At 38.0% G+C, this 22042-nt stretch carries 18 protein-coding genes; all 18 read left to right on the plus strand.

Features of this window, described 5'->3' with window-relative positions; genetic code table 11:
• The first annotated feature begins 96 nt into the window (after nt 1-96).
• The 18 genes from R2R28_RS11605 to R2R28_RS11690 all read left to right on the plus strand — a co-directional run bounded on the left by R2R28_RS11605 (nt 97) and on the right by R2R28_RS11690 (nt 22035).
• Nucleotides 97-1392: a c-type cytochrome gene (locus R2R28_RS11605; protein ID WP_316825849.1), complete on the plus strand. Its 1296-nt coding sequence runs from the start codon at nt 97-99 to the stop codon at nt 1390-1392.
• A gap of 48 nt (nt 1393-1440) precedes the next feature.
• On the plus strand, nt 1441-4479 hold the full coding sequence (locus tag R2R28_RS11610) for a TAT-variant-translocated molybdopterin oxidoreductase (RefSeq protein ID WP_316825850.1): 3039 nt from the start codon (nt 1441-1443) through the stop codon (nt 4477-4479).
• Between the two features lie 26 nt (nt 4480-4505).
• Complete coding sequence (gene nrfD, locus R2R28_RS11615; RefSeq protein WP_316825851.1) at nt 4506-5978, plus strand: NrfD/PsrC family molybdoenzyme membrane anchor subunit; 1473 nt, start codon at nt 4506-4508, stop codon at nt 5976-5978.
• Between the two features lie 2 nt (nt 5979-5980).
• The gene (locus R2R28_RS11620) at nt 5981-6517 is read left to right on the plus strand and encodes a DUF3341 domain-containing protein (RefSeq protein ID WP_187591840.1); all 537 of its coding nucleotides are present in this window, start codon (nt 5981-5983) and stop codon (nt 6515-6517) included.
• Nucleotides 6489-7094: a cytochrome c gene (locus R2R28_RS11625; RefSeq protein ID WP_316825853.1), complete on the plus strand. Its 606-nt coding sequence runs from the start codon at nt 6489-6491 to the stop codon at nt 7092-7094. Before R2R28_RS11620 ends, R2R28_RS11625 begins: the two co-directional genes overlap by 29 nt.
• Nucleotides 7095-7110: 16 nt before the next feature.
• Entirely contained in the window at nt 7111-8325 is a 1215-nt protein-coding gene (locus tag R2R28_RS11630) for a quinol:cytochrome C oxidoreductase (protein ID WP_316825854.1), read from the plus strand.
• 69 nt (nt 8326-8394) lie between these two features.
• Nucleotides 8395-9624, plus strand: a complete 1230-nt coding sequence (locus R2R28_RS11635; RefSeq protein WP_316825855.1) for a cytochrome c oxidase subunit II — start codon at nt 8395-8397, stop codon at nt 9622-9624.
• Between the two features lie 23 nt (nt 9625-9647).
• Nucleotides 9648-11528: a cbb3-type cytochrome c oxidase subunit I gene (locus R2R28_RS11640; RefSeq protein WP_316825856.1), complete on the plus strand. Its 1881-nt coding sequence runs from the start codon at nt 9648-9650 to the stop codon at nt 11526-11528.
• Between the two features lie 82 nt (nt 11529-11610).
• On the plus strand, nt 11611-12669 hold the full coding sequence (locus R2R28_RS11645; RefSeq protein WP_316825857.1) for a COX15/CtaA family protein: 1059 nt from the start codon (nt 11611-11613) through the stop codon (nt 12667-12669).
• Nucleotides 12670-12681: 12 nt separating this feature from the next.
• Entirely contained in the window at nt 12682-13638 is a 957-nt protein-coding gene (gene cyoE, locus R2R28_RS11650) for a heme o synthase (RefSeq protein WP_316825858.1), read from the plus strand.
• Between the two features lie 15 nt (nt 13639-13653).
• Complete coding sequence (locus R2R28_RS11655; RefSeq protein ID WP_316825859.1) at nt 13654-14220, plus strand: cytochrome c oxidase subunit 3; 567 nt, start codon at nt 13654-13656, stop codon at nt 14218-14220.
• 31 nt (nt 14221-14251) lie between these two features.
• Nucleotides 14252-14959 carry a cytochrome c oxidase subunit 3 gene (locus tag R2R28_RS11660; protein ID WP_187591833.1) on the plus strand — a complete coding sequence of 236 codons (708 nt, stop codon included), beginning with the start codon at nt 14252-14254 and terminating at the stop codon, nt 14957-14959.
• A 24-nt stretch (nt 14960-14983) separates the two neighbouring features.
• The gene (locus R2R28_RS11665) at nt 14984-15337 is read left to right on the plus strand and encodes a cytochrome C oxidase subunit IV family protein (RefSeq protein WP_316825860.1); all 354 of its coding nucleotides are present in this window, start codon (nt 14984-14986) and stop codon (nt 15335-15337) included.
• On the plus strand, nt 15337-16032 hold the full coding sequence (locus tag R2R28_RS11670) for an SCO family protein (RefSeq protein ID WP_316825861.1): 696 nt from the start codon (nt 15337-15339) through the stop codon (nt 16030-16032). Before R2R28_RS11665 ends, R2R28_RS11670 begins: the two co-directional genes overlap by 1 nt.
• Before the next feature lie 61 nt (nt 16033-16093).
• Nucleotides 16094-16636 (plus strand): DUF420 domain-containing protein, encoded by a 543-nt coding sequence (locus tag R2R28_RS11675; RefSeq protein ID WP_316825862.1) that lies wholly within the window; start codon nt 16094-16096, stop codon nt 16634-16636.
• Between the two features lie 102 nt (nt 16637-16738).
• A complete protein-coding gene (locus R2R28_RS11680) occupies nt 16739-17341 on the plus strand; it encodes an RNA polymerase sigma-70 factor (RefSeq protein ID WP_316825863.1) in 603 nt (200 codons plus the stop codon).
• 110 nt (nt 17342-17451) lie between these two features.
• Complete coding sequence (locus R2R28_RS11685; RefSeq protein WP_316825864.1) at nt 17452-18417, plus strand: FecR family protein; 966 nt, start codon at nt 17452-17454, stop codon at nt 18415-18417.
• Between the two features lie 36 nt (nt 18418-18453).
• Nucleotides 18454-22035, plus strand: coding sequence for a SusC/RagA family TonB-linked outer membrane protein (locus R2R28_RS11690; protein WP_316825865.1), 3582 nt, complete (start codon nt 18454-18456; stop codon nt 22033-22035).
• The last annotated feature ends 7 nt before the right edge of the window (nt 22036-22042 follow it).

A 22042-nucleotide genomic window follows, 5' to 3' on the forward strand; every position in this document is an offset into this window, starting at 1 on the left:
TAAGTTATACTTTTGTTCAAAGTTTGATGGGGCTATCTGGGCTCAATCATCAATTTCACAACAAAAAGTAAATTAAATAAGTATAAAGTGTTCATTATGAGAGATATCTCGATGATTTTAAAAAGCGTTTGGAAGTCGTTATTCGTATTTTCAGCAATTTCCGTAATAGCGGTTTCTACCGTAAATGCGCAGGATGCTAAAGAAGGAAGAACGCTTTTCAAAGCAAAATGTTCTTCGTGCCATGCGTTAGATCACAAAGTAATTGGTCCGGCATTAGAAGGAGTAAGCGATCGTCACCCTGAAGCGTTCCTGTTAAAATGGATTCCAAACAACGCCGCAATGATTGCTGCCGGAGACCCTGCTGCTGTTAAATTATTTAACGATAACGGTAAAGTAGCAATGACTACCTTCCCTGAGTTAGATGAGGCGAAAGTAAAAGATATCTTAGCATACATTAAAGAAGGTGAGCCGAAAGCAACTCCTGCAGAAGGTGGAGCTGCTGCTCCAAAAGATGATACCACTTCAGGTTTATCAATTGCGGGTATCGTTGCTATCGTTGTATTAGCTGTTGTTATTTTGGTAATCTTAGGTCGTGCGTCTAAATTGTTAGAGCGTTTGATCCTGCAGAAACAAGGTATCGAAATTGAAGAAGAAGTGCCATTAAAAGTTGGTGTGCGCAAGATGTTCAAAAACAAGAAATTTGTGATGTTCTTTATCTTGTGTTTAATCATTGCTTTAGGTTCTTGGGGTTGGATGGGCATGTGGAATACTGGTGTTCATACCGGTTACCAACCCGTACAGCCGATTAAATTCTCGCACGAGTTGCATGCTGGTATCAATCAGATCGATTGTCAGTATTGCCACAACGGGGCATTTAAATCTAAAAACGCCACTATTCCTTCATTAAATGTTTGTATGAACTGCCACAAAGCTGTTCAGGCAAGAGATAAATATGATGGTGAGATTTCTCCGGAGATCAAAAAAATCTATAGTGCTTTAGGTTACGATCCTGAAACGCAGAAATACGACGAAAGTAAATCAAAACCAATGGAGTGGGTACGTGTACACAACCTACCTGATTTTGCTTACTTCAACCACTCTCAGCACGTAGTTGTTGCAGAAGATGCCATTCGTAAAGCAAAAGGATTACAGCCAAACGAGCCTGTGTGTTTCGCTTGTCACGGTCCGGTTAATACCATGGAAGAAATTTATCAATATTCTCCGTTAACCATGAAATGGTGTATTAACTGCCATAAAGAAACAGATATTTCTGGTCAGAAAAACAATGCTTTCTACGCTAAGGTTATCGAAGCGCACGAGAAAATTAAAAAAGGCGAGAAAATCACACCAGCATTATTGGGTGGTTTAGAGTGTGGTAAATGCCACTATTAATAGATTAGAGTTTAGTAAGAACGTTCGATAAACAGTAATATAGCTTAAATGGAAAGCAATAAAAAATACTGGAAAGGCTTAGAGGAGTATAACAATACACCCGATTTTGTTAAAAATAACAAAAACGAATTCGCCGAGCCACTTCCAATAGAAGATGTTTTAAATGAAGCAGGGTTAAGTACCGTTACCCCACGCCGCGACTTTTTAAAGGCGTTAGGTTTTGGTTTAGGTGCCGTTACCTTAGCTGCCTGCCAAAGTACACCGTTAAAAAAATCAATTCCTTATCTGGTAAAACCTGAAGAAGTAACTCCGGGTATTCCTAACTTCTATACTTCTAGCTTTAATGGCCAGAGTATTTTGGTTAAAACCAGAGAAGGCCGCCCGATTAAAATTGAACCAAATCCAAATGCGGGTCAGTTTAACTGCGGTACCGATGCAAGAGCGCAGGCTTCTGTATTAGATTTATACGATGTATCTAAACTAAAAGCACCTGTAACAGTAAAAGGCGGACAAGTTGAAGAAACTACCTGGGCAAAAATCGACAGCTTTGTAAAAGGCGAGTTGGCAAAAGCACAGGCTGGCGGAAAGAAAATTCGTATTGTATCATCAACAGTAAATAGCCCGTCAACCAATGCAGTAATTGCACAGTTTGTGACTAAATATCCTGCTGCTAAATTGGTTCAGTACGACGCTGTTTCTTACACCGGTATTATCCAGGCCAATCAAAATAGTTTCGGTAAAGCAGTTTTACCAAAATATAACTTCGATAAGGCTGATTTAATTGTAAGTTTCAGTGCCGATTTCTTGGGTACGTGGATCAGTGGTGAAGAATTTACTGCTCAATATACTGCTAACCGTAACTACAAATCGTTAGAAAATAAAAAAATGAGCCGCCACATTCAGTTCGAAAGTGGAATGAGCTTAACTGGTACCAATGCAGATACCCGTGTTCCGGTTAAATTATCAGAAGAAGGTCCTTCGTTAATTGCTTTATATAATGCCATTACCGGTGCTGCTTTACCAGGCGGAACGTTGGGTAACAACACCACTGCTGATAAAGTAATTAAACTGGCAGCAAAAGAATTATTGCAAAATAAAGGTAAAGGCCTTGTAGTTTGCGGTTCGAATGATGTTTCTACTCAAATCTTAGTAAATGCCATTAACGCCGCTATCGGAAGTTATGGTACTACTATCGATTTAGATAATGCCTGCCACTTATATGCAGGTAACGATGCCGAATTTAATGGTTTAGTTGCCGAAATGAGCCGTGGCGAAGTTGGTGCTGTTTTATTCTTAAACAGTAACCCTGTTTACGATGCTGCAAATGCAAAAGCATTTACAGATGCATTGGCTAAAGTACCTGCGAAAATTTCATTCTCTGATCGTGCTGATGAAACAGCAACGCTTTGTGATGCCATTGCCATTAACCATAACTATTTAGAATCATGGGGTGATGCCAATGCTTACGAAGGATATTATTCTATCGTACAGCCAACCATTAATCCTGTTTTCAATAGCCGTCAGGCAGAAGAGAGTTTATTAACCTGGGCCGATGCTCCGGTTAAAGATTACTATCAGTTTGTACGCAGTAACTGGGAAGCTAAAGTATTACCAGCTGCTGGATTGAAGTGGGATGAAGTTTTAGAAAAAGGTGTAGTTACTACTACAGCAAAACCTGCAGGTGCATATAGCTTTACCTTATCGTTAGGTGCTGTTGCAACTTCAATAGCCAATAGCAGCAAAGCTTTTAAAGGTGGCGATCAGGTAGAGTTACAGGTTTACGAAAACGTACCAATGCGTGATGGTAAAAATGCCAATAACGCATTCTTACAGGAGTTACCTGATCCGGTATCGAAAGTAACCTGGGATAACTTTGTTGCCCTTGCACCTAAAACTGCAGAGAAATTAAAAGTTAAAGAGTTTGATGTTGTGTCTGTTAAAGGCAGCAACGGATATTCAGTAGATCTTCCGGTGTTAATCCAACCAGGACAGGCACAAGGAACTGCCTCTATCGCATTAGGTTACGGCCGTACCAAAGTTGGTAAAGCAGGTAACGATGTTGGTAAAAATGCTTTCCCTTTTGTTTCTTTCGTAAACGGAACCATGCAATATGCTACAAACGTAACCATTACCCCAACAGGCGGTTACTATGAGCTTGCACAAACACAAACTCACCACTCTTTCGAAGGCCGTGCAGTGATTAAAGAAGCTACTTTTGCGGCATTCTTAAAAAATCCTGGAGCAGGTAACGAAAAAGGCGAGCATAAAGATTACGATCTTTGGGATCAATATGAAAAACCAGGTAACAACTGGGTTATGGCAATCGATTTGAATGCTTGTACAGGTTGTGGTTCTTGTATTGTTGCCTGTAACGTAGAAAATAACATTCCTGTTGTAGGCCGTGATGAGGTTCGCCGTCGTCGTGAAATGCACTGGATCCGTATCGACCGTTACTATAGCTACGAAACACCAACAGGTGATGTAACCAAAGAAAAAGAAATTGCCAAGTTAGAAGATTTGGATCATGTTTCTGTTGTTCACCAACCAATGTTATGCCAACACTGTGATCACGCACCTTGCGAAACAGTTTGTCCGGTATTGGCTACAGTACACTCAAGTGATGGTTTAAACCACATGGCTTACAACCGTTGCGTAGGTACACGTTACTGTGCAAACAACTGTCCGTACAAAGTACGTCGTTTCAACTGGTTCAATTACTGGAACGATTCTCGTTTCGATAACTATTTAAATAACGAGTTTACCCAATTAGTTTTAAACCCTGATGTAACTACACGTTCACGTGGTGTTATGGAGAAATGCTCAATGTGTATTCAACGTATACAAGGTGGCAAATTGCAGGCTAAAATGGAGAAACGTCCATTAAAAGATGGCGATATTAAAATGGCTTGTCAAGAAGCTTGTTCAGCAAATGCAATCATATTTGGTGATTCAAACGATCCTAATTCAGAAGTTTCAAAAGCATTGCGTTCTGAGCGTATCTACTACGTATTGGAAGAAATCAATGTGAAACCAGGTATCGGATATATGACTAAAATTAGAAATACAGATACAAAAGTACAAGCGTAAGCTTTAGCATAAAGAAAATACAAATTATGTCAGGACATAACGAATCAATACTTAGAGAACCATTAATTACCGGCGATAACATCACGTATGCAAAAATTACGGATGATATTTTGGGCCCGGTAGAGAACAAGCCAAACAAGGCTTGGTGGATTGGTTTCACCTTTGCTTCATTAGGTGCTTTACTTTGGGTGGTAGCAGTAAGTTACACCTTTTGGAACGGTATCGGAGCTTGGGGTTTAAATAAAACAGTAGGTTGGGCTTGGGATATCACCGGTTTCGTATGGTGGGTAGGTATTGGTCACGCCGGAACATTAATTTCGGCAGTACTATTACTCTTCCGTCAGAACTGGCGTAACTCCATTAACCGTTCGGCAGAGGCGATGACGATTTTCGCCGTAATCTGTGCCGCAACTTACGTAGTATCACACATGGGCCGTCCATGGTTAGCTTATTGGGTATTACCTTTGCCAAACCAGTTCGGATCAATTTGGGTAAACTTTAACTCACCATTGGTATGGGATATGTTTGCGATCTCGACTTACTTCTCTGTATCATTATTATTCTGGTACACAGGTTTATTACCCGATATCGCTACCATCCGCGACCGTGCAGTGGGTACACGTAGAAAAATCTATTCTATCTTCTCTTTTGGATGGAGTGGAAGTGTTAAAACTTGGCAACGTTTCGAAGCGGTGTCGTTAATCTTAGCAGGTATCTCTACACCACTTGTACTTTCGGTACACACCATTGTATCAATGGACTTTGCAACATCGGTAATCCCGGGATGGCACACTACCATCTTCCCTCCATACTTTGTGGCAGGTGCGATTTTCTCAGGCTTTGCGATGGTATTAACCTTACTTTTGGTTGCACGTAAAGTATTGGGTTTAGAAAACTACATCACCATGTTCCACATCGAGTCGATGAATAAGATCATCATCTTAACCGGATCAATTGTAGGTGTAGCTTATTTAACAGAGTTTTTTATCGCCTGGTATTCAGGTTCTGAATACGAATCATATGCATTCGTTAACCGTTCAACCGGTCCGTACTGGTGGGCATACTGGATGATGATGACTTGTAACGTAATCTCTCCACAGTTATTATGGTTCAAAAAAATCCGTTTAAGCATCCGTGCTACCTGGATCCTGTCTATCGTAGTAAACATCGGTATGTGGTTTGAGCGTTTCGTAATTATTGTTACTTCATTACACCGCGATTATATTCCTTCAAGTTGGGCAATGTTTTATCCAACCTGGGTTGATATCAGTGTATTCGTAGGTTCAATCGGTCTGTTCTTTACTTTATTCTTATTGTTCTTAAGGGTATTGCCATCAATCGCTATCGCAGAGGTTAAATTATTATTAAAATCTGCAAGTGAGCAAGCTAAAATGAAACAGATTAAAGAAGGACATGAGAATAAAGAATATGTAGCTGAATACATAGAGTCTTTAGAAAAATTTGATAGTGTTAAACAAGAAGATTACGCAAAAATATAACAATGAGTGATATCAAATATATTTTAGGCAGCTTTGGCGATCCTGATGAAATGATGCATGGCATCGAAAAACTTCAGGAAAATAACATCAGCATTTTTGATGTATATACTCCAATGCCTATACACGGAATAGAAGCCAAATTAGGAATTAAAAGATCTAGAATCGATATCGCAGCTTTTTGCTTTGGTATTACCGGTACTTGCTGTGCATTCGCTTTGATTTATTTCTGCGCAGTAATCGATTGGAGAGTAAACATAGGTGGTAAACCATCATTTGCATTACCGGATTTTATTCCGATAATGTTCGAACTTACAGTATTGTTCTGTGCTTTCGGTATGGTGTTAACTTATTATGCATCTACACACTTATTTCCGGGAAGAGCACCACGTGTGATGGATTTAAGGGCTACTGATGACCGCTTTGTAATTGCAATTGATGCAAAAGACAACGCAGCGCACACTGTAATTGATGGATTATTAAAAGATGCAGGTGCTTTAGAAGTAAAGTATAATGAAAGGAAGTACATTAGCTATGAATAAGAATAAATTTGTTTACACGGCGTTTTTAGCTATCGCTTTTGCAGCTACCTTTTCTGCTTGTAAAGATAAACGCAGTACTGGCTTAGAATATGCCAGAAACATGTATGATCCGATTGCTTACAATCCAGATCAGCCAAACAAGAATTTTAAAGATGGTAAAACTGCACAGTTGCCACCTGCACATACTAAACCGGTAGGTTTTACCGAGTATGATGAGTTTCCTAACACAAAAGAAGGATACGAAGCAGCAGGGGTAAGCATGGTTAACCCTTTACCAGTTGATACTATTAATTTAGCCCAGGGGCAACATTTGTTCAAAGTTTTCTGTAGCCCTTGCCACGGAGAAAAAGGCGATGGACAAGGACACCTGGTTAAAATTGAGAAATTTAATGGTGTGCCTTCGTACTTCTCAGGAAGTTCATCAAGAGGCGGAGATATGAAAGCACTTACTGCCGGTAAAATCTATCACACCATTACATACGGTGTAAATAATATGGGTTCGCATGCTTCACAAATCACGCCAATTGATCGTTGGAAAGTGGTGATGTATGTTCAGGAATTACAAAAACAACAATAAGTAAAGCAGAATATAAATGGGAACTCACAATATTAATTTTAGTGAACAGTTTGAGTTTACAGGAAAAGTAAAAACATTAAGCATAGTTGGTGTCCTTTTGGGCGCTGCTGCTATCGCTTATGGTTTTTTTAGTGGCCATCAAGAGCGCACTTTTGCTAACCTGTTGCTTATGGCATATTACTTTGCATGCGTTTGTATGTCGGGTACATTTTTCCTGGCTGTTCAATATGTAGCTCAAGCAGGTTGGTCTGCTTCAATTTTACGTGTACCACAAGCTATGGCAAAAACATTGCCTATAGCAGCTGCAATACTTTTTGTAGTTGTTGCGGCTGGTTTGTACTCACACAACCTATATCACCACTGGCATGCTGATGGATTAACTGATCCGAACAGCCCTAACTACGATTCATTAATTGCTGGTAAATCAGTATTTTTAAATGTACCGTTTTTCTTAGGTCGTCAGGTATTGTTCTTAGGTATCTACAGTATATTTTCGATCATGTTTGTTAAATATTCTTATAATGAAGATTTAGCAGGTGGTTTAAATTCATACAGAAAAAGCTTTAAAAACGCTTGTATCTTTTTGGTAATTTATGGTTTTACTACGCCAGTATTTGCTTTTGATACCATCATGTCGTTAGAAGCACACTGGTTCTCAACCATGTTTGGTTGGTATAACTTCGCAGCCATGTGGGTAAGCAGTTTAGCTACTATCGCGATTATCATTATCTTGTTAAGAAGAGCAGGTTACATGCAGTGGGTTAACAATAGCCACCTGCACAACTTAGGTCAGTTTATCTTTGGTTTCTCTATCTTCTGGACTTACGTATGGTTTGCTCAATTCTTATTGATCTACTATGCAAACATGCCTGAAGAAACCATATACTTCTACAAACGCTTTGAATATTACAAATTCTGGTTTTTCTTAAACCTGGCAATGAACTTCTTAGCGCCGGTATTATTGTTAATGGATAGAGACAACAAAAGAACAGATGCCAAATTATTATTTGTTGCTATCGTGGTATTGTTAGGTCACTGGGTAGATTATTACCAGATGATTATGCCAGGTGCGGTAGAAGATGGACATAATGGTTTTGGAATTATTGAAATTGGTACTGCATTAGGTTTTGTAGGATTGTTTACCTTTACGGTTTTAACAGCCTTAAGCAAAAAGCCTTTAATTGCCAAAAATCACCCATTATTACAAGAAAGTTTGCATCATCAGCTATAATGGTGATAGGATAGAGCAAATATTTAATTATTATTATAATTAGCAGTACAGCGTACTACTTTTAAGAAAATGAGTTTAAGAAAGTTTATAACGAATAAAACGACCGCAGCTTTAGCAGTATTGATTACTGCTTTTGCAAACACTAGCGTATTTGCGCAAGATGCAGCAGGTGCTGCCGCGGCACCGAAAGTTGATATGGGCGAGGTTTATAAATCGGTAATATTTTATATTCTGGTTTTCCTTGCCGTATGCTTATTCATTGCAATTATTGGTAAAGCAATAAGGGTATACGAATTAAGCCGCGAAGCACAAGGCAAATCTGTGGGCATCAACTGGAACAGGATCCATGCAAGTTTATTTGCACTGTTTTTAGTGATAGGTTTATATGGTGTATATTGGGAATACACAGTGCATGGCGCTATGTTGTTACCGGATGCAGCATCAGAACACGGAAAGAAAATTGATGAAATGTTTAATTTAACATTAATCATCACCACAATTGTATTTGTGGTTACTCACATCCTGTTGTTCGGATTTTCTTATATCTACAAATACTCAGCTAAAAGAAAAGCTTACTACTATCCACACAACAATACAATCGAAAAAATCTGGACTATCGTTCCTGCATTGGTATTAACCGTATTGGTATTGATGGGTTTCTTAACCTGGAGATCTATTTTCTTCAAAGTTGAAGATCCTAAAAATAAACCTTTGCAAATTGAGGTTACCTCAGAGCAGTTTAAATGGTCTATCCGTTATCCTGGAGCTGATGGTGTTGTAGGTAATAAAAATTACAAGTTAACTACTGCTACCAACCCATTGGGTATCGATTTTAAAGATCTTAATTCTCGTGATGATGAGATGGCGGATGAAATGGTAATTCCTGTTGGAAAACCAGTAAAGCTGATCTTAACAAGTAAAGATGTAATTCACAGTTTTTATATGCCGCATTTCAGGGTACAGTTAAACACTGTACCGGGTATGAGGGTTTACTTCGAGTTTACACCTACAAAAACTACTGCCGAAATGCAGCAGGAAACCAACGATCCTAACTTTAAGTACCTTTTCTATTGTGCTAAAATCTGTGGATCTGGTCACTACAACATGCAAAAAGTGGTACGTGTAGTTTCTGAGGCTGAGTACAAAACTTGGATAGCTGAGCAGAAAACATACTTAAACGATGATTTAAGAAAACAATTTAATTTGCCAGTGGCACCTGCGCCTGCAAAAGCAGCAGCAGATTCGACAGCTACAGATTCAGTAGCTGTTAAAACTAACCAAATGGCTTTAAATAAATAATATTAAGCAGGAGCGAACGAATTATGTCAACAATAGCATTACACGACGAACACAATCACGATCACGCTGATCATGGGCATCATAAAGAGACTTTGATTTCAAAGTACATCTTTAGTATGGATCATAAAATGATTGCTAAGCAATTTTTGATTACCGGTATTATTATGGCGGTAATTGCAATGGGCTTATCAATTTTATTCCGTATTCAATTGGCATGGCCAGATAAAAACTTCCCATTCTTAGAAACATTTTTAGGTAAATGGGCAGAAGGTGGCCGTATCAAACCCGATTTTTATCTTGCTCTGGTTACCATTCACGGTACCATCATGGTATTCTTTGTACTAACCGCTGGTTTAAGTGGTACTTTTAGTAACTTATTAATCCCACTTCAAATTGGTGCCAGGGATATGGCTTCGCCATTCCTGAACATGCTTTCATACTGGTTCTTCTTTATGGCCTGTGTGATCATGATGTCATCATTCTTTATCCAAACAGGACCGGCATCCGGTGGTTGGACGGTTTATCCGCCGCTATCCGTAGTAGCCAAGGCTATGCCAGGTTCAGGTATGGGGATGACTTTATGGTTAATCAGTATGGTACTTTTCGTAGCTTCATCTTTAATGGGTGGTATTAATTACGTAAGTACAATTTTAAACATGCGTACTAAAGGTATGGACCTTTGGAAAATGCCATTAACCATCTGGGCTTTCTTTTTGACTGCTATTTTAGGTATCTTGTCATTCCCTGTTCTTGTAGCAGGTGTGGTATTAATGGTATTCGATCGTAGTTTCGGAACAAGTTTCTACTTATCAGATATCGTAATGGGTACTGATATTTTACCGAACGAAGGTGGTTCTCCAATTTTATGGCAACACTTATTCTGGTTCTTAGGTCACCCTGAGGTATATATCGTAATTATGCCAGCATTGGGTATCTCATCTGAGGTAATCTCTGTAAACTCACGTAAACCGATCTTCGGTTACCACGCGATGGTTTATTCATTGATCGGTATTACCGTACTATCATTCATCGTTTGGGGTCACCACATGTTTGTAACGGGTATGAACCCATTATTAGGTGGTGTATTTATGATTACAACATTAATCATTGCAGTACCATCAGCAGTAAAAACCTTTAACTACTTAGCTACATTATGGCGTGGTAACATCCGTTTTACCCCGGCAATGTTATTTGCTATCGGTTTGGTTTCATTCTTTATCTCAGGTGGTTTAACCGGTATCTTCTTAGGTAACGCATCGTTAGATATTAACTTACACGATACTTATTTTGTTGTGGCCCACTTCCACCTGGTAATGGGATCTGCAGCAATCTTCGGTATGCTTGCAGGTGTTTATCACTGGTTCCCTAAAATGTTCGGTAGAATGATGAATGCTAAACTGGGATATTTACACTTCTGGTTAACTTTCATTGCAGCTTACCTGGTATTCTTCCCGCTTCACTTCTTAGGTTTAGATGGTGTACCTCGTCGTTACTATGCATTTACTGAATTCGAATTTATGAAGAAATGGTTAACGGTTAACGTATTTGTAACATGGGCAGCTATTATGGCGGCACTTGCTCAGGTAGCGTTCTTGTTTAACTTCTTCTATTCAATTTTTAAAGGAAAAGTATCTCCTCAAAACCCTTGGGAATCTAATACATTAGAATGGACTGCACCGGTTGAACATTTACACGGTAACTGGCCAGGAGAAATCCCAACGGTTTACAGATGGCCTTACGATTATAGCAAGCCAGGACATGATGCAGACTTTATCCCTCAAACTGTTCCTTTCTCTCAAACCATGAGCTCTAATTTGCCTCACGATTTTGAAGGAAATGCAGAAGCAGAAAAAATTCAGCAAGATTGGGAATTGGCTAATCCTGTTGAGGCAAACAAAGGCTAGTTTAAGCTTAAAATAAAATTTTAAAAGGGGTATCTGATTAAGTTTCTGCTTATCCGGATACCCTTTTCATCTTAATAGATATATGGTCAGTAGATCAGAACAACGTTTCATTAGCATTAATCTGATAACCATCATAGTTACACTATTGGTTATACTTGCCGGCGGTATTGTGCGCAGTACCGGATCGGGCATGGGCTGTCCGGATTGGCCTAAATGTTTCGACCGTTATATTCCACCAACCGATGTATCTCAGCTTCCTGCCAATTACAAAGAAAAGTACGTAGCAGGAAGGTTGAAAAAGAATGAAAAGTTTGCCAAATATTTAGAAAGCATGGGTAGAGTAGCCCTCGCAGATAGTATCAGGCATGATAAAAGCATTACGATGCCAGAAGAATTTAATCCTGCAAAAACATGGACAGAATACTTAAACCGGTTGGCTGGTGTAGCCGCAGGGATATTCTTGTTTTTAACGGTTGTTTACTCTTTTACCTATCGTAAAACGGCTAAACGGATAATTGTATTAAGTATCCTAAATCTTTTAGTTGTAGGTTATCAGGGTTGGTTAGGATCCATCGTGGTATCAACCAATTTAGCTCAATGGGTAGTAACGGTACACATGCTTTTGGCACTGGTTATTTTGGCCATATCCATTTATACCTATAACTACGCAAAACAGCTCAATAAAGCACCTTCGGTAATTATGTACCGGATATTGTGGCTAAAAGGGTTTTTGTTCTTTACATTGGTAATTAGCATTATCCAGATTGTTTTAGGTACGGATGTGAGAGAAGCGGTAGATGTAATTGCAAAATCGCTCAATTACGGCAGTAAAGCTACGTGGATTTCGAAAGTAGGAGAGGTATTTTCTTATCACCGCGATCTGGCCATTTTAGTGGTGATAACCAATGCCATAGTTTATAAAATGGTTATTGATCGTTTTAGTGGTAAAGCGGCCCCATTGTTAACCGCAAGGTTTATATTAATTACGCTCCTGATTCAGTTATTAAGTGGTTTTGCATTAGCTTATATTGCTTTTCCACCTGCAGCGCAGGCATTACATATTCTGTTCTCCACGCTGTTATTTAGTTTACAGTTTTATCTGTACCTGCTGGTTTACCGGACAAGTACCTATAGACAATAATATTTAAGGAAATTGAAACAATATCTTTCAGATTTTTCTAAACTCATCAAATTCAGGCTATCGTTTACGGTAGTGTTTTCGGCATCGATCTCTTTTTTAATCGGGCAGAAAATGCAGGTTGGGAGAAGTAATGATCCTGCTTGGGTAAAGAAAATGATAGCGTTAGGTGAAACTGACATTGTCCATTCTATTAATTGGGGGAACTGGTTGATCTTAATTGCCGGTGGATTTTTGGTTACAGCTGCTGCAAATTGTTTTAATGAGATTATTGAGAAAGATCTTGATAAGTTAATGTCGAGAACTAAAGACCGCCCGATGCCCGCTGGTAGAATGACTACCGGACAGGGATTAATTTTAGGCGTGTTTATGGCATTTTTGGGGACCTGGTTATTGGGTAAGTTAAACCTCGAAACAGGTTTGTTATCTGTATTTTCGATCTTGTTATATGCATTTGCTTATACACCTTTGAAAAGAAAATCACCGATTGCTGTTTTTGTAGGTGCTATTCCCGGGGCTTTGCCACCACTTATTGGTTATTTAGCTGCTTTTGGCAGTTTAAAAGCAGAAATGTTTCAATCAATTGATTATAATATTGCTGTTATTTTATTTTTAATCCAGTTTGTATGGCAGTTTCCTCACTTTTGGGCTATCGCCTGGGTGTTGGATGATGATTATAAAAAAGCTGGTTTCAGGTTATTACCAACCAAAAAGAGAGATAAAACATCTGCGTTGCTTACTTTTTTAAGTACATTAATTTTAATCCCGGTAAGTTTATTGCCAACCATTTACGGTTTTGGCGGTTATTACATTGCAGGTTTATCTTTAATAGCCGGATTGATATTTAGCTGGCTGGCTTTTAAACTTTTAATGAACAGAGAACTGACTGATGCAAAAAAAGTGATGTTCTGTTCGTTTTTTTACATCCCGGCCGTACAGCTGGGCTTATTATTAAATTTTATAGCAAAATAACTTATGGTTATCACAATGGAAAAAATCCAGGATACTTTTGATCCAAAACCCAGAAAGTTTATTGTTTGGCTATTTGTAGTATCATCTACCATTATGTTTGGAGGCTTTACCAGTTATTACCTGGTGTTTGCCGCATCTAAAGGTAAAGGGCATGGTTTAGTATTGCCTGATGCGTTTATTTACTCCAGCTTAGTGATTATAGCAAGCAGTATTACTTTGTTTTTAGCGGGTAGGGCGCTACGCAAACTTAATTTCAGTTTACAACGCAACCTGCTTTGGGTTACCGTAATATTAGCCATTGCCTTTGGCATAATGCAGTTTAATGCCTGGGGAAGCATGGTAAGAACTGGTGCAACCCTAGTAGGTAATAATGCAGCCATTTCTTTCATTTATGTGGTATCAGGCATGCACTTATTGCACATTATTGCAGGTGTTGGCCTTATTATTAATGCATTAGCCGGTAGTTATAGAAATATTCCTGCCGCTAAAAGCCAGTACAGAATGGAAATTGCTTCTATTTTTTGGCATTTTATAGATATATTATGGATATATCTGTATGTTTTTTTACTTTTGAACCGTTAAATTTGTTAACAAACTATTATACTATTTCCAAATGAATGCAGTATCACAATTAGATCAAGTTAAAACCGGACCATGGAATGGTGGTCGTTCTCCGTGGTCGGTAGAATATGGTAAAATCATGATGTGGTTTTTCCTTTTGTCAGATGCTTTTACCTTTTCATCTTTATTGATCTACTACGGCGCTCAGCGTTTTTCTAAATTGACATGGCCAGATCCCGATTTGGTTTTCCAATCTATCCCGGGTATTAAAGATACTGGTGCACCGTTGGTTTTCGTAGGTATCATGACTTTTATCCTGATCTTAAGCTCCGTAACGATGGTTATGGCAGTAGAGGCCGGACACCGTCGTTCTAAAAAAGAAGTAATTGCATGGTTAATTCCTACAATTGTTTTAGGATTTATGTTCTTAGGCTGTCAGGCATTAGAGTGGAGCCATTTACACCATGAAGGTTTCTGGTGGGGTACAATTCCATCTGCCGAAGAATTAAAACATTTATTTGATGGACCAGTTTCTTTAGTTGCTGCACAACAATTTGCAAACTTATTCTTTACCATTACAGGTTTCCACGGTTTCCACGTATTTAGTGGTGTAATGATTAATGTGATTATTTTAATCATGACGATTAACGGAACCTTTGAAAAAAGAGGACATTATTTAATGGTAGAAAAAGTTGGTTTATACTGGCACTTTGTAGATTTAGTATGGGTGTTTGTATTTACATTCTTCTATTTGGTTTAATTTCAATTATATAAAATATTTAATATGTCAGATCACTCACATACAACAGAAGGACACGAGCATGGCGAACATGCAGGATTGGATAAAGCTAAAATCTGGAAAGTAGCCGGTATTTTAACTTTAATTACTGCAATTGAGTTTATCATCGCACTTTGGGCAATCCCTGGCCATCATATTCCCCAGCACGTAGGTAACTATATTTATATTGCTTTAACCCTTGTAAAGGCTTTTTATATTGTTGCTTACTTTATGCACTTAAAATATGAGAAATTAGGATTACAGCTTGCATTAACAGTTTCATTTATTTTCATTGGTTACTTTATTGTATTAATGTTAATAGAAGGTGGTTTCTTGAACCTCCACATGATGAATCATTAATGAAAAGTAACCCCATAAAAAAGGTATTAATCCTGGTAAGCATCTTAGCTATACCGGGATTTTTATTTTTTTACTTATTGCCCCACTTCGCAAAAAACCGGTATAAGAGTTTACCGATTTTCGGCCAAAAGATTGTTGCATCAACATTCCACAGTGTAAAAGGCAAGAAAATTCCTGATACCATTTATCACCTGGTGCCTGATTTTAAGTTAATTAATCAGCATAACGATACCGTGAGCTGGAAATCATTAGAAAACAAAATCGTTGTTCTTAACCTTTTTTATGCTGAAGCTACTGGCCAACATACCAATAAGTACATCAAACAGTTATCTGATGGTTACGAACAAAAGCCATTGGTTAAATTTTTAAGTGTATCTGTAGATCCTGCAGATAAAAGTAAAATAAAAGAATTTGCAGATGGTTTTAAGGCAAAAGAAGGCAAATGGGATTTCCTTGCCGGAGATACTACTCAAACCTATCCACTCATTAAGCAAGGTTTATTGCTCGATGTAATCGAAGATGATAGCAAAGAGAAGCCAAGTTTTATTTTTAGCAATAAAATCCTGCTTATCGATAACCTTCACCGTATCCGTGGTATTTATGATGCAGATAATGCCGAAGCAAATGCTAAACTGGAAGATGAGATAAAAGTGCTTATTGCAGAGTACCTGAGAAACGTTAAGGACGGTCGGTAGTTTAGTTGGGAGCTCGAAGTGGATACAAGAAAATAATAATATAAAAGAGATAAAAATACTCATGGAAAATAGCCCGATTGAGAAAAAATATAGCAAATGGATCATTATCCTATCCATTTTTATTCCTGTAGCAGTAGCATTTTTATTTGTGGTTAAATTAAAAGACCTTGGGATTAATACACCAACCCTTCCTTTTTTGCCACCAATATATGCTACCATTAATGGCATAACCGCGGTATTGTTGGTAGTGGCTGTTTGGGCAATTAAAAACGGAAAAGTTAACCTTCACCAAAATTTAATGAAAACAGCCATTGGTTGCTCCGTGTTATTTTTGGTGCTGTACATTGCTTACCACATGACTACCCCATCTACCAAATTTGGTGGTGATGGTACAATAAGATATGTGTACTTTTTTATTCTTTTAACCCACATATTACTCTCAATTGCAATTATCCCTTTAGTATTGGTTACTTATGTAAGGGCTTTGGCTGAGCGTTTCGATCGCCATAGAAAAATTGCGAGGATTACCTTCCCATTATGGCTTTATGTGGCCATAACCGGTGTAGTGGTTTACCTGATGATTTCGCCTTATTACCAGTATTAGGGTATTCTGTCACTGTTTTTTTGTTAAAAATCTCTATTTACCCCACATTTCCGCCCATTAATTTGTAATATTGAAGTCAAAACTCTTTAATCAGATTTTTTGATGGATGTTTTAGATATAGAATCGGGGCAACATTTGATTGAAATAATTGAAAAGAATCGAACATCGGTTTTTACTCAATTTTATAGCTCATATTTTCAGAAACTCCTGTTGGCTAGTGATAAATATGTTAAAGATGTTTTTGTCACAGAGGAAATTGTACAGGATATTTTTCTTAAAATTTGGGAAAACCCCTATCATATTTCTGAAGTAAAATCTATAAAGTCTTACCTGTACAAGTCGGTAATTAATGCCTCTATTAATTATGTAAACCGTCAGAAAAATATAGAGCAACATCATTTAAAATTAGTAGCCGGATTTTCTGATGAATATGTCAGGGATCTGGACGATGAAAATGAAATGATTGTTTTGCTCCATTCAGAAATAGAACGATTACCTGTTCAATGTAGAAAAGTGTTTAAGTTAAGCCGCTTTGAGCAGTTGAAATATAAAGAAATAGCATCTCAATTAGGTATTTCTGAAAGAACAGTTGAAAATCACATCGGTAATGCACTCAAAATTCTTAGAGAGCGGTTTATGAACGATGAAAATCTAAATAGGAAAGGTAAGGGCTATTTACTTTTGGTAAATATCTTCCTTTATTAACATTTTAAAGCTGATTTTAATTTTATTTTAAATTATTTTAATTTTTTTGACGGAACACTAGGGGTTTTTGGTTTTTTATTTGTCTACCTACTAACAAACCAAACTAACTAATGCGTAACTATCCCGAATACCTGAACTTAATTGTTCGGTATTTAAACAATCCTCAGGATGAATCACTTCATGCTGAAATAACTTCTTACAGAGCAGAGTCTCCAGAAAATGAACTTCATTTTAAAGAAGTGGAGAGAATTTGGCAACTTTCATCTAAATCATCCAGGCTTGATCTGCTTAAAGTTAAAGATGCAGAAAAGAATTTCAAGTTTTCTTTAAAAGCTGTATCATCGCGTTCATCAAGCCTTACCAAATGGTTGAGTGGAGTTGCTGCAGGTATTTTTATAGCAGGTGCCGGATTAATCTTTTTTAATACTAAAACAAGGGCTGAATTGGTTACGGTTAAAACCGGTGTTGGACAAACAGATACAATTTCGTTGGTTGATGGGTCTAAAATCATTTTAGCTGAGAACAGTGTGATCAAATACCCTAGTAAATTCGTGGAGAAAACCAGGGATGTTAGCTTAGATAAAGGAAGAGCTTTTTTCTTGATTTCGAAAGATCCAAAACATGCATTTCGTGTAAATATGGGCGAGTCGAGGGTAAGCGTTCTTGGTACCTCTTTTAACCTGATCTTTTCAAAATCAAAAATCGATCTTGATGTGAAAACCGGCCGTGTACTATTTTTGCCATATAAAGATGCCGTTTCATCCATTCTATCTGCCGGGCAAGGGTTATCTTATAACATTAGCCAAAAACAATTTGTAGCAAGGCTATCTCAAAATTCAGATTCGTGGATCACAAAAGAGTTAATATTTGTAGATACGCCATTGGAAGAAGTTTGTAAACAGCTTTCGGGTTGCTACGGTGTAGAAATCACCTTCGATCCAGGTAAACGCATCAACAAGAAGTTTAATGCAACTTTTAAGAATGAAGGCTTAAAAGACATTTTAAAGGTTTTACAAGAAACCTATGATATAAAAATTCGAAAAGAGGGACCCCAACTAGTCCTTAAAACACCTTAAAATAAACCAATTAACTTAATATCAAACAACCAAACTATGGAGAGAAATTTCTACAAAAGAAATGCTGTGCTAAGTTGGGGCCGAATGGTCACGCTTATCTGTGCGATTTTTTGGAGTGTTTTGGCCAAAGCTGATGCTCAGCAAGCCAAATTGCAACCCGAAAGATTAGAAAACTATCTGAAAAAGATAGAGCAAGCTTACAAGCTAAGTTTTGTGTACGATGCATCTGAAATTAGTAAAATGATGATTTTAGACGTGCCATCTAAACTAAGCTCATTACAAGAATCACTTGATCAATTAAAGCAAAAAAACATTGGCTATACCAGGGTAGGTAGTCAGGTTATTCTTAAAATTCAGCCATCGGTATCTAAAGCGAAAGAGATAACTGTTAAAGGCCATGTTAGGGATAAAAAAGATAACTCTACTATGCCTGGCGTAAGTGTTCGTGAAAAAGGTTTAGCAAATGCTGTTTCAACGAATTCATCTGGCGAATATCAGATCAGGGTAAAAGACGGAGCAATACTTGTTTTTTCATCTGTTGGCTACAAAACAGTAGAAGTTGCAGTTAACGGCAGAACAACGATAGATGTACTAATTGAGGATGATGCCGGACAATTAAAAGATGTTGTTGTTACCGGTATTGGGGGTACAGTGGATAGAAAAACCTTTACGGGTGCAACCACTAAGATCTCTGTTAAAGATGCTGAAATTGGCGGTTTGCCCGATCCAAGTAGAATGCTTGAGGGTAGGGTAGCCGGTGTGAGTGTACAAAATACCACCGGAACCTTTGGAACAGCCCCTAAAATCAGGGTACGTGGTGCAACTTCTATTTATGGCAGTTCGAAACCTTTATGGGTAGTAGATGGTGCTATTTTAGAAGATGTGGCTGATGTTTCTGCGGATGATCTTTCAAGTGGCGACGCACTTACCTTAATCAGTTCTGCTGTAGGTGGAATAAATGCTAACGATATTGAATCATTTCAGGTGTTAAAAGATGGTTCAGCAACCTCTATTTATGGTGCGAGGGCTAAGGCCGGGGTAATTGTAATTACCACTAAAAGAGGACGTGCAGGCTACAGTTCACTTAATTATGTGGCTGAACTTACTTCAAGAGCAATTCCTTCTTACAACACGTTTAACATCATGAACTCACAGGAGCAAATGGGTGTGTACCAACAGCTCTTCCAAAGAGGGGCGTTAAACCTGTCGGATGTTTCAAACGCTTCTTCGAGCGGGGTTTATGGTAAAATGTACCAGTTGATAAACTCGGGTCAGTTGTTAAATACCGAAGAAGCACGTAATGCTTATTTAAGGGAGGCAGAATACAGAAATACGAACTGGTTTGATCAATTGTTCAGCACTGATATTATGCAGAACCATTCGTTAAGTATTACTTCTGGTACGGATAAATCTCAGTATTACGCTTCGGTAAGTGCGCTTACCGATCCAGGCTGGTCTAAACAATCGCAGGTAAAAAGATATACCGCCAATTTAAATGCAACTTATAACATATCTGATAAACTTAAGATCAACATTTTAACAACAGGTAATTACAGGATTCAAAAAGCGCCTGGTACACTTGGTCAATCTACCAACGTGGTAACTGCTTTAGTTAAAAGAGACTTTGATATCAATCCTTTCGCCTATGCTTTAAATAGTTCGCGGACGCTTGATCCTAACGAAACCTACACCAGAAACTATGCGCCATTTAATATCTTAAAAGAGTTGGAAAACAACTACATGGATATCAATGTTGCCGAGCTTAAGTTTCAGGGGCAGTTAAACTGGAAAGCAATTAAAAATGTAGAGCTAAGTGCTTTTGGTAGCGTAAGGTATCAGCAAACCTCACAACAGCATTACGTTAAAGATGAGTCTAATCAGGCAATGGCTTACCGATCAATGGGAACAACGGTTATACGTGATAATAACCCATATTTATATAAAGATCCAGCTGTTCTTTATGCAGTGCCAATATCAATTTTGCCTTCAGGGGGTATTTACAACAGAACGGATTACAAAGCGCTGGTAAACGATTTGCGTGCCAATGCCAAGTATCACAATAAATTTGCCGAAAAACACGTACTCGATGTAGAAGCAAGCGCTTCAGTAAATTCTATCCAAAGAAACAACAACTGGTATAGAGGTTGGGGATTACAGTATGGTTTAGGTGAAATTCCATTTGTTGATTATCGCGTTTTTAAAAGAGGTCAGGAAGAAAATAGTCAATACTATTCAGTCGGTAATACCAGAGGGAAAGAAATTGCTTTTTTTGGAAAGGCAGCTTATGCTTATGATGAAAAATATAGTATCGAAGTAACTGGCAGGTACGAAGGGTCGAACAGATTAGGTAAGAGTACATCAGCAAGATGGATGCCTACATGGTCTGTAGGGGGCTTATGGAATGCAAGTGAAGAAAATTTCTTTAAAGATCTGAATACACCAATATCTACTTTAAGTTTTAGAACTTCTTACAGTTTAATGGCAGACCGCGGACCATCGAATGTAACCAATTCATTAGTCGTAATACAAAGTTATAACCCATGGAGACCAAGTACAACGGATAATGAAACTGGTTTACAGATCAGTGATTTAGAAAACTCTGCTTTAACTTACGAAAAGCAGTATGAATTAAACTTAGGAATGAACTTTGGCTTGTTCAAAAACAGGTTAAATGGTGAGGTTAACTTTTATAGAAGAAAACAGTTTGACCTTATCGGCCCAATAAATACACAGGGTTTAGGTGGACAGATCAGTAAATATGGTAACGTTGCCAATATGAAATCGGGTGGTTTAGAAATCGCACTTTCTGGTACAGTTATAAAAACGCCAAATTTCTCGTGGACATCTACTTTTAACTATACCCATGCAACCACCAAAGTTACCAATCTGGAGAACAGACAACGGGTTATCGATCTGATCACCGGTAATGGTTTTGCTATTAAAGGCTATCCTGTAAGGTCATTATTTTCTATTCCTTTTGTTGGTTTGCAGGCTGATGGTTTACCTGTATTTACAAATGCAGATCAAACTACAACCGTAACAGGCGTATATTTCCAAAACAGAACAAACCTTGACTTCTTAAAATATGAAGGACCAACCGACCCAACTGATTTGGGTGGTTTTGGTAATGTTTTTACTTATAAAGGATTTAGCTTAACACCATATATTACTTACTCTTTCGGTAATGTAGTACGTTTAAACCCGGTATATAAAACAGATTATTCAGATTTAGATGCTACAACAAGGGAATTTTATGATGCATGGACTGTTCCAGGTGAAGAGCATGCAACCAACATCCCGGTAATTTTAGATACCAGATTTATCCGCAGCAATAGCCAATATGGCTATGCATATAATGCATATAACTATTCTTCTGCTACAGTAGCTAAAGGAGATTTTGTGAGATTAAAAGATATTTCACTTACTTATCAGCTACCTAAGGCATTTTTGGCCCGTGTAAAAGTGGCTTCAGCAAGTTTGAGGTTTAACGTTTCTAACCTGTGGCTAATTTATGCAGATAAGAAGTTAAATGGGCAAGATCCCGAGTTTGTAAATTCAGGTGGTGTAGCATTGCCTTTAGCAAAACAATATACGCTAACCTTAAAATTAGGACTTTAAATTTATT

The sequence above is a fragment of the Pedobacter miscanthi genome, assembly GCF_032678605.1.
Classification (GTDB): Bacteria; Bacteroidota; Bacteroidia; order Sphingobacteriales; family Sphingobacteriaceae; genus Pedobacter; species Pedobacter miscanthi_A.

Excerpts from the sequence above, each read along its gene's own strand:
- R2R28_RS11680 (WP_316825863.1), top strand. The coding sequence starts at position 16,739 with ATGGATGTTTTAGATATAGAATCGGGGCAACATTTGATTGAAATAATT.
- R2R28_RS11625 (WP_316825853.1), top strand. The coding sequence starts at position 6,489 with ATGAAAGGAAGTACATTAGCTATGAATAAGAATAAATTTGTTTACACG.
- R2R28_RS11620 (WP_187591840.1), top strand. The coding sequence starts at position 5,981 with ATGAGTGATATCAAATATATTTTAGGCAGCTTTGGCGATCCTGATGAA.
- R2R28_RS11605 (WP_316825849.1), top strand. The coding sequence starts at position 97 with ATGAGAGATATCTCGATGATTTTAAAAAGCGTTTGGAAGTCGTTATTC.
- R2R28_RS11675 (WP_316825862.1), top strand. The coding sequence starts at position 16,094 with ATGGAAAATAGCCCGATTGAGAAAAAATATAGCAAATGGATCATTATC.
- R2R28_RS11685 (WP_316825864.1), top strand. The coding sequence starts at position 17,452 with ATGCGTAACTATCCCGAATACCTGAACTTAATTGTTCGGTATTTAAAC.
- R2R28_RS11690 (WP_316825865.1), top strand. The coding sequence starts at position 18,454 with ATGGAGAGAAATTTCTACAAAAGAAATGCTGTGCTAAGTTGGGGCCGA.
- R2R28_RS11655 (WP_316825859.1), top strand. The coding sequence starts at position 13,654 with ATGGAAAAAATCCAGGATACTTTTGATCCAAAACCCAGAAAGTTTATT.
- R2R28_RS11610 (WP_316825850.1), top strand. The coding sequence starts at position 1,441 with ATGGAAAGCAATAAAAAATACTGGAAAGGCTTAGAGGAGTATAACAAT.
- R2R28_RS11660 (WP_187591833.1), top strand. The coding sequence starts at position 14,252 with ATGAATGCAGTATCACAATTAGATCAAGTTAAAACCGGACCATGGAAT.
- R2R28_RS11640 (WP_316825856.1), top strand. The coding sequence starts at position 9,648 with ATGTCAACAATAGCATTACACGACGAACACAATCACGATCACGCTGAT.
- R2R28_RS11635 (WP_316825855.1), top strand. The coding sequence starts at position 8,395 with ATGAGTTTAAGAAAGTTTATAACGAATAAAACGACCGCAGCTTTAGCA.
- R2R28_RS11630 (WP_316825854.1), top strand. The coding sequence starts at position 7,111 with ATGGGAACTCACAATATTAATTTTAGTGAACAGTTTGAGTTTACAGGA.
- nrfD (WP_316825851.1), top strand. The coding sequence starts at position 4,506 with ATGTCAGGACATAACGAATCAATACTTAGAGAACCATTAATTACCGGC.
- R2R28_RS11665 (WP_316825860.1), top strand. The coding sequence starts at position 14,984 with ATGTCAGATCACTCACATACAACAGAAGGACACGAGCATGGCGAACAT.
- R2R28_RS11670 (WP_316825861.1), top strand. The coding sequence starts at position 15,337 with ATGAAAAGTAACCCCATAAAAAAGGTATTAATCCTGGTAAGCATCTTA.
- R2R28_RS11645 (WP_316825857.1), top strand. The coding sequence starts at position 11,611 with ATGGTCAGTAGATCAGAACAACGTTTCATTAGCATTAATCTGATAACC.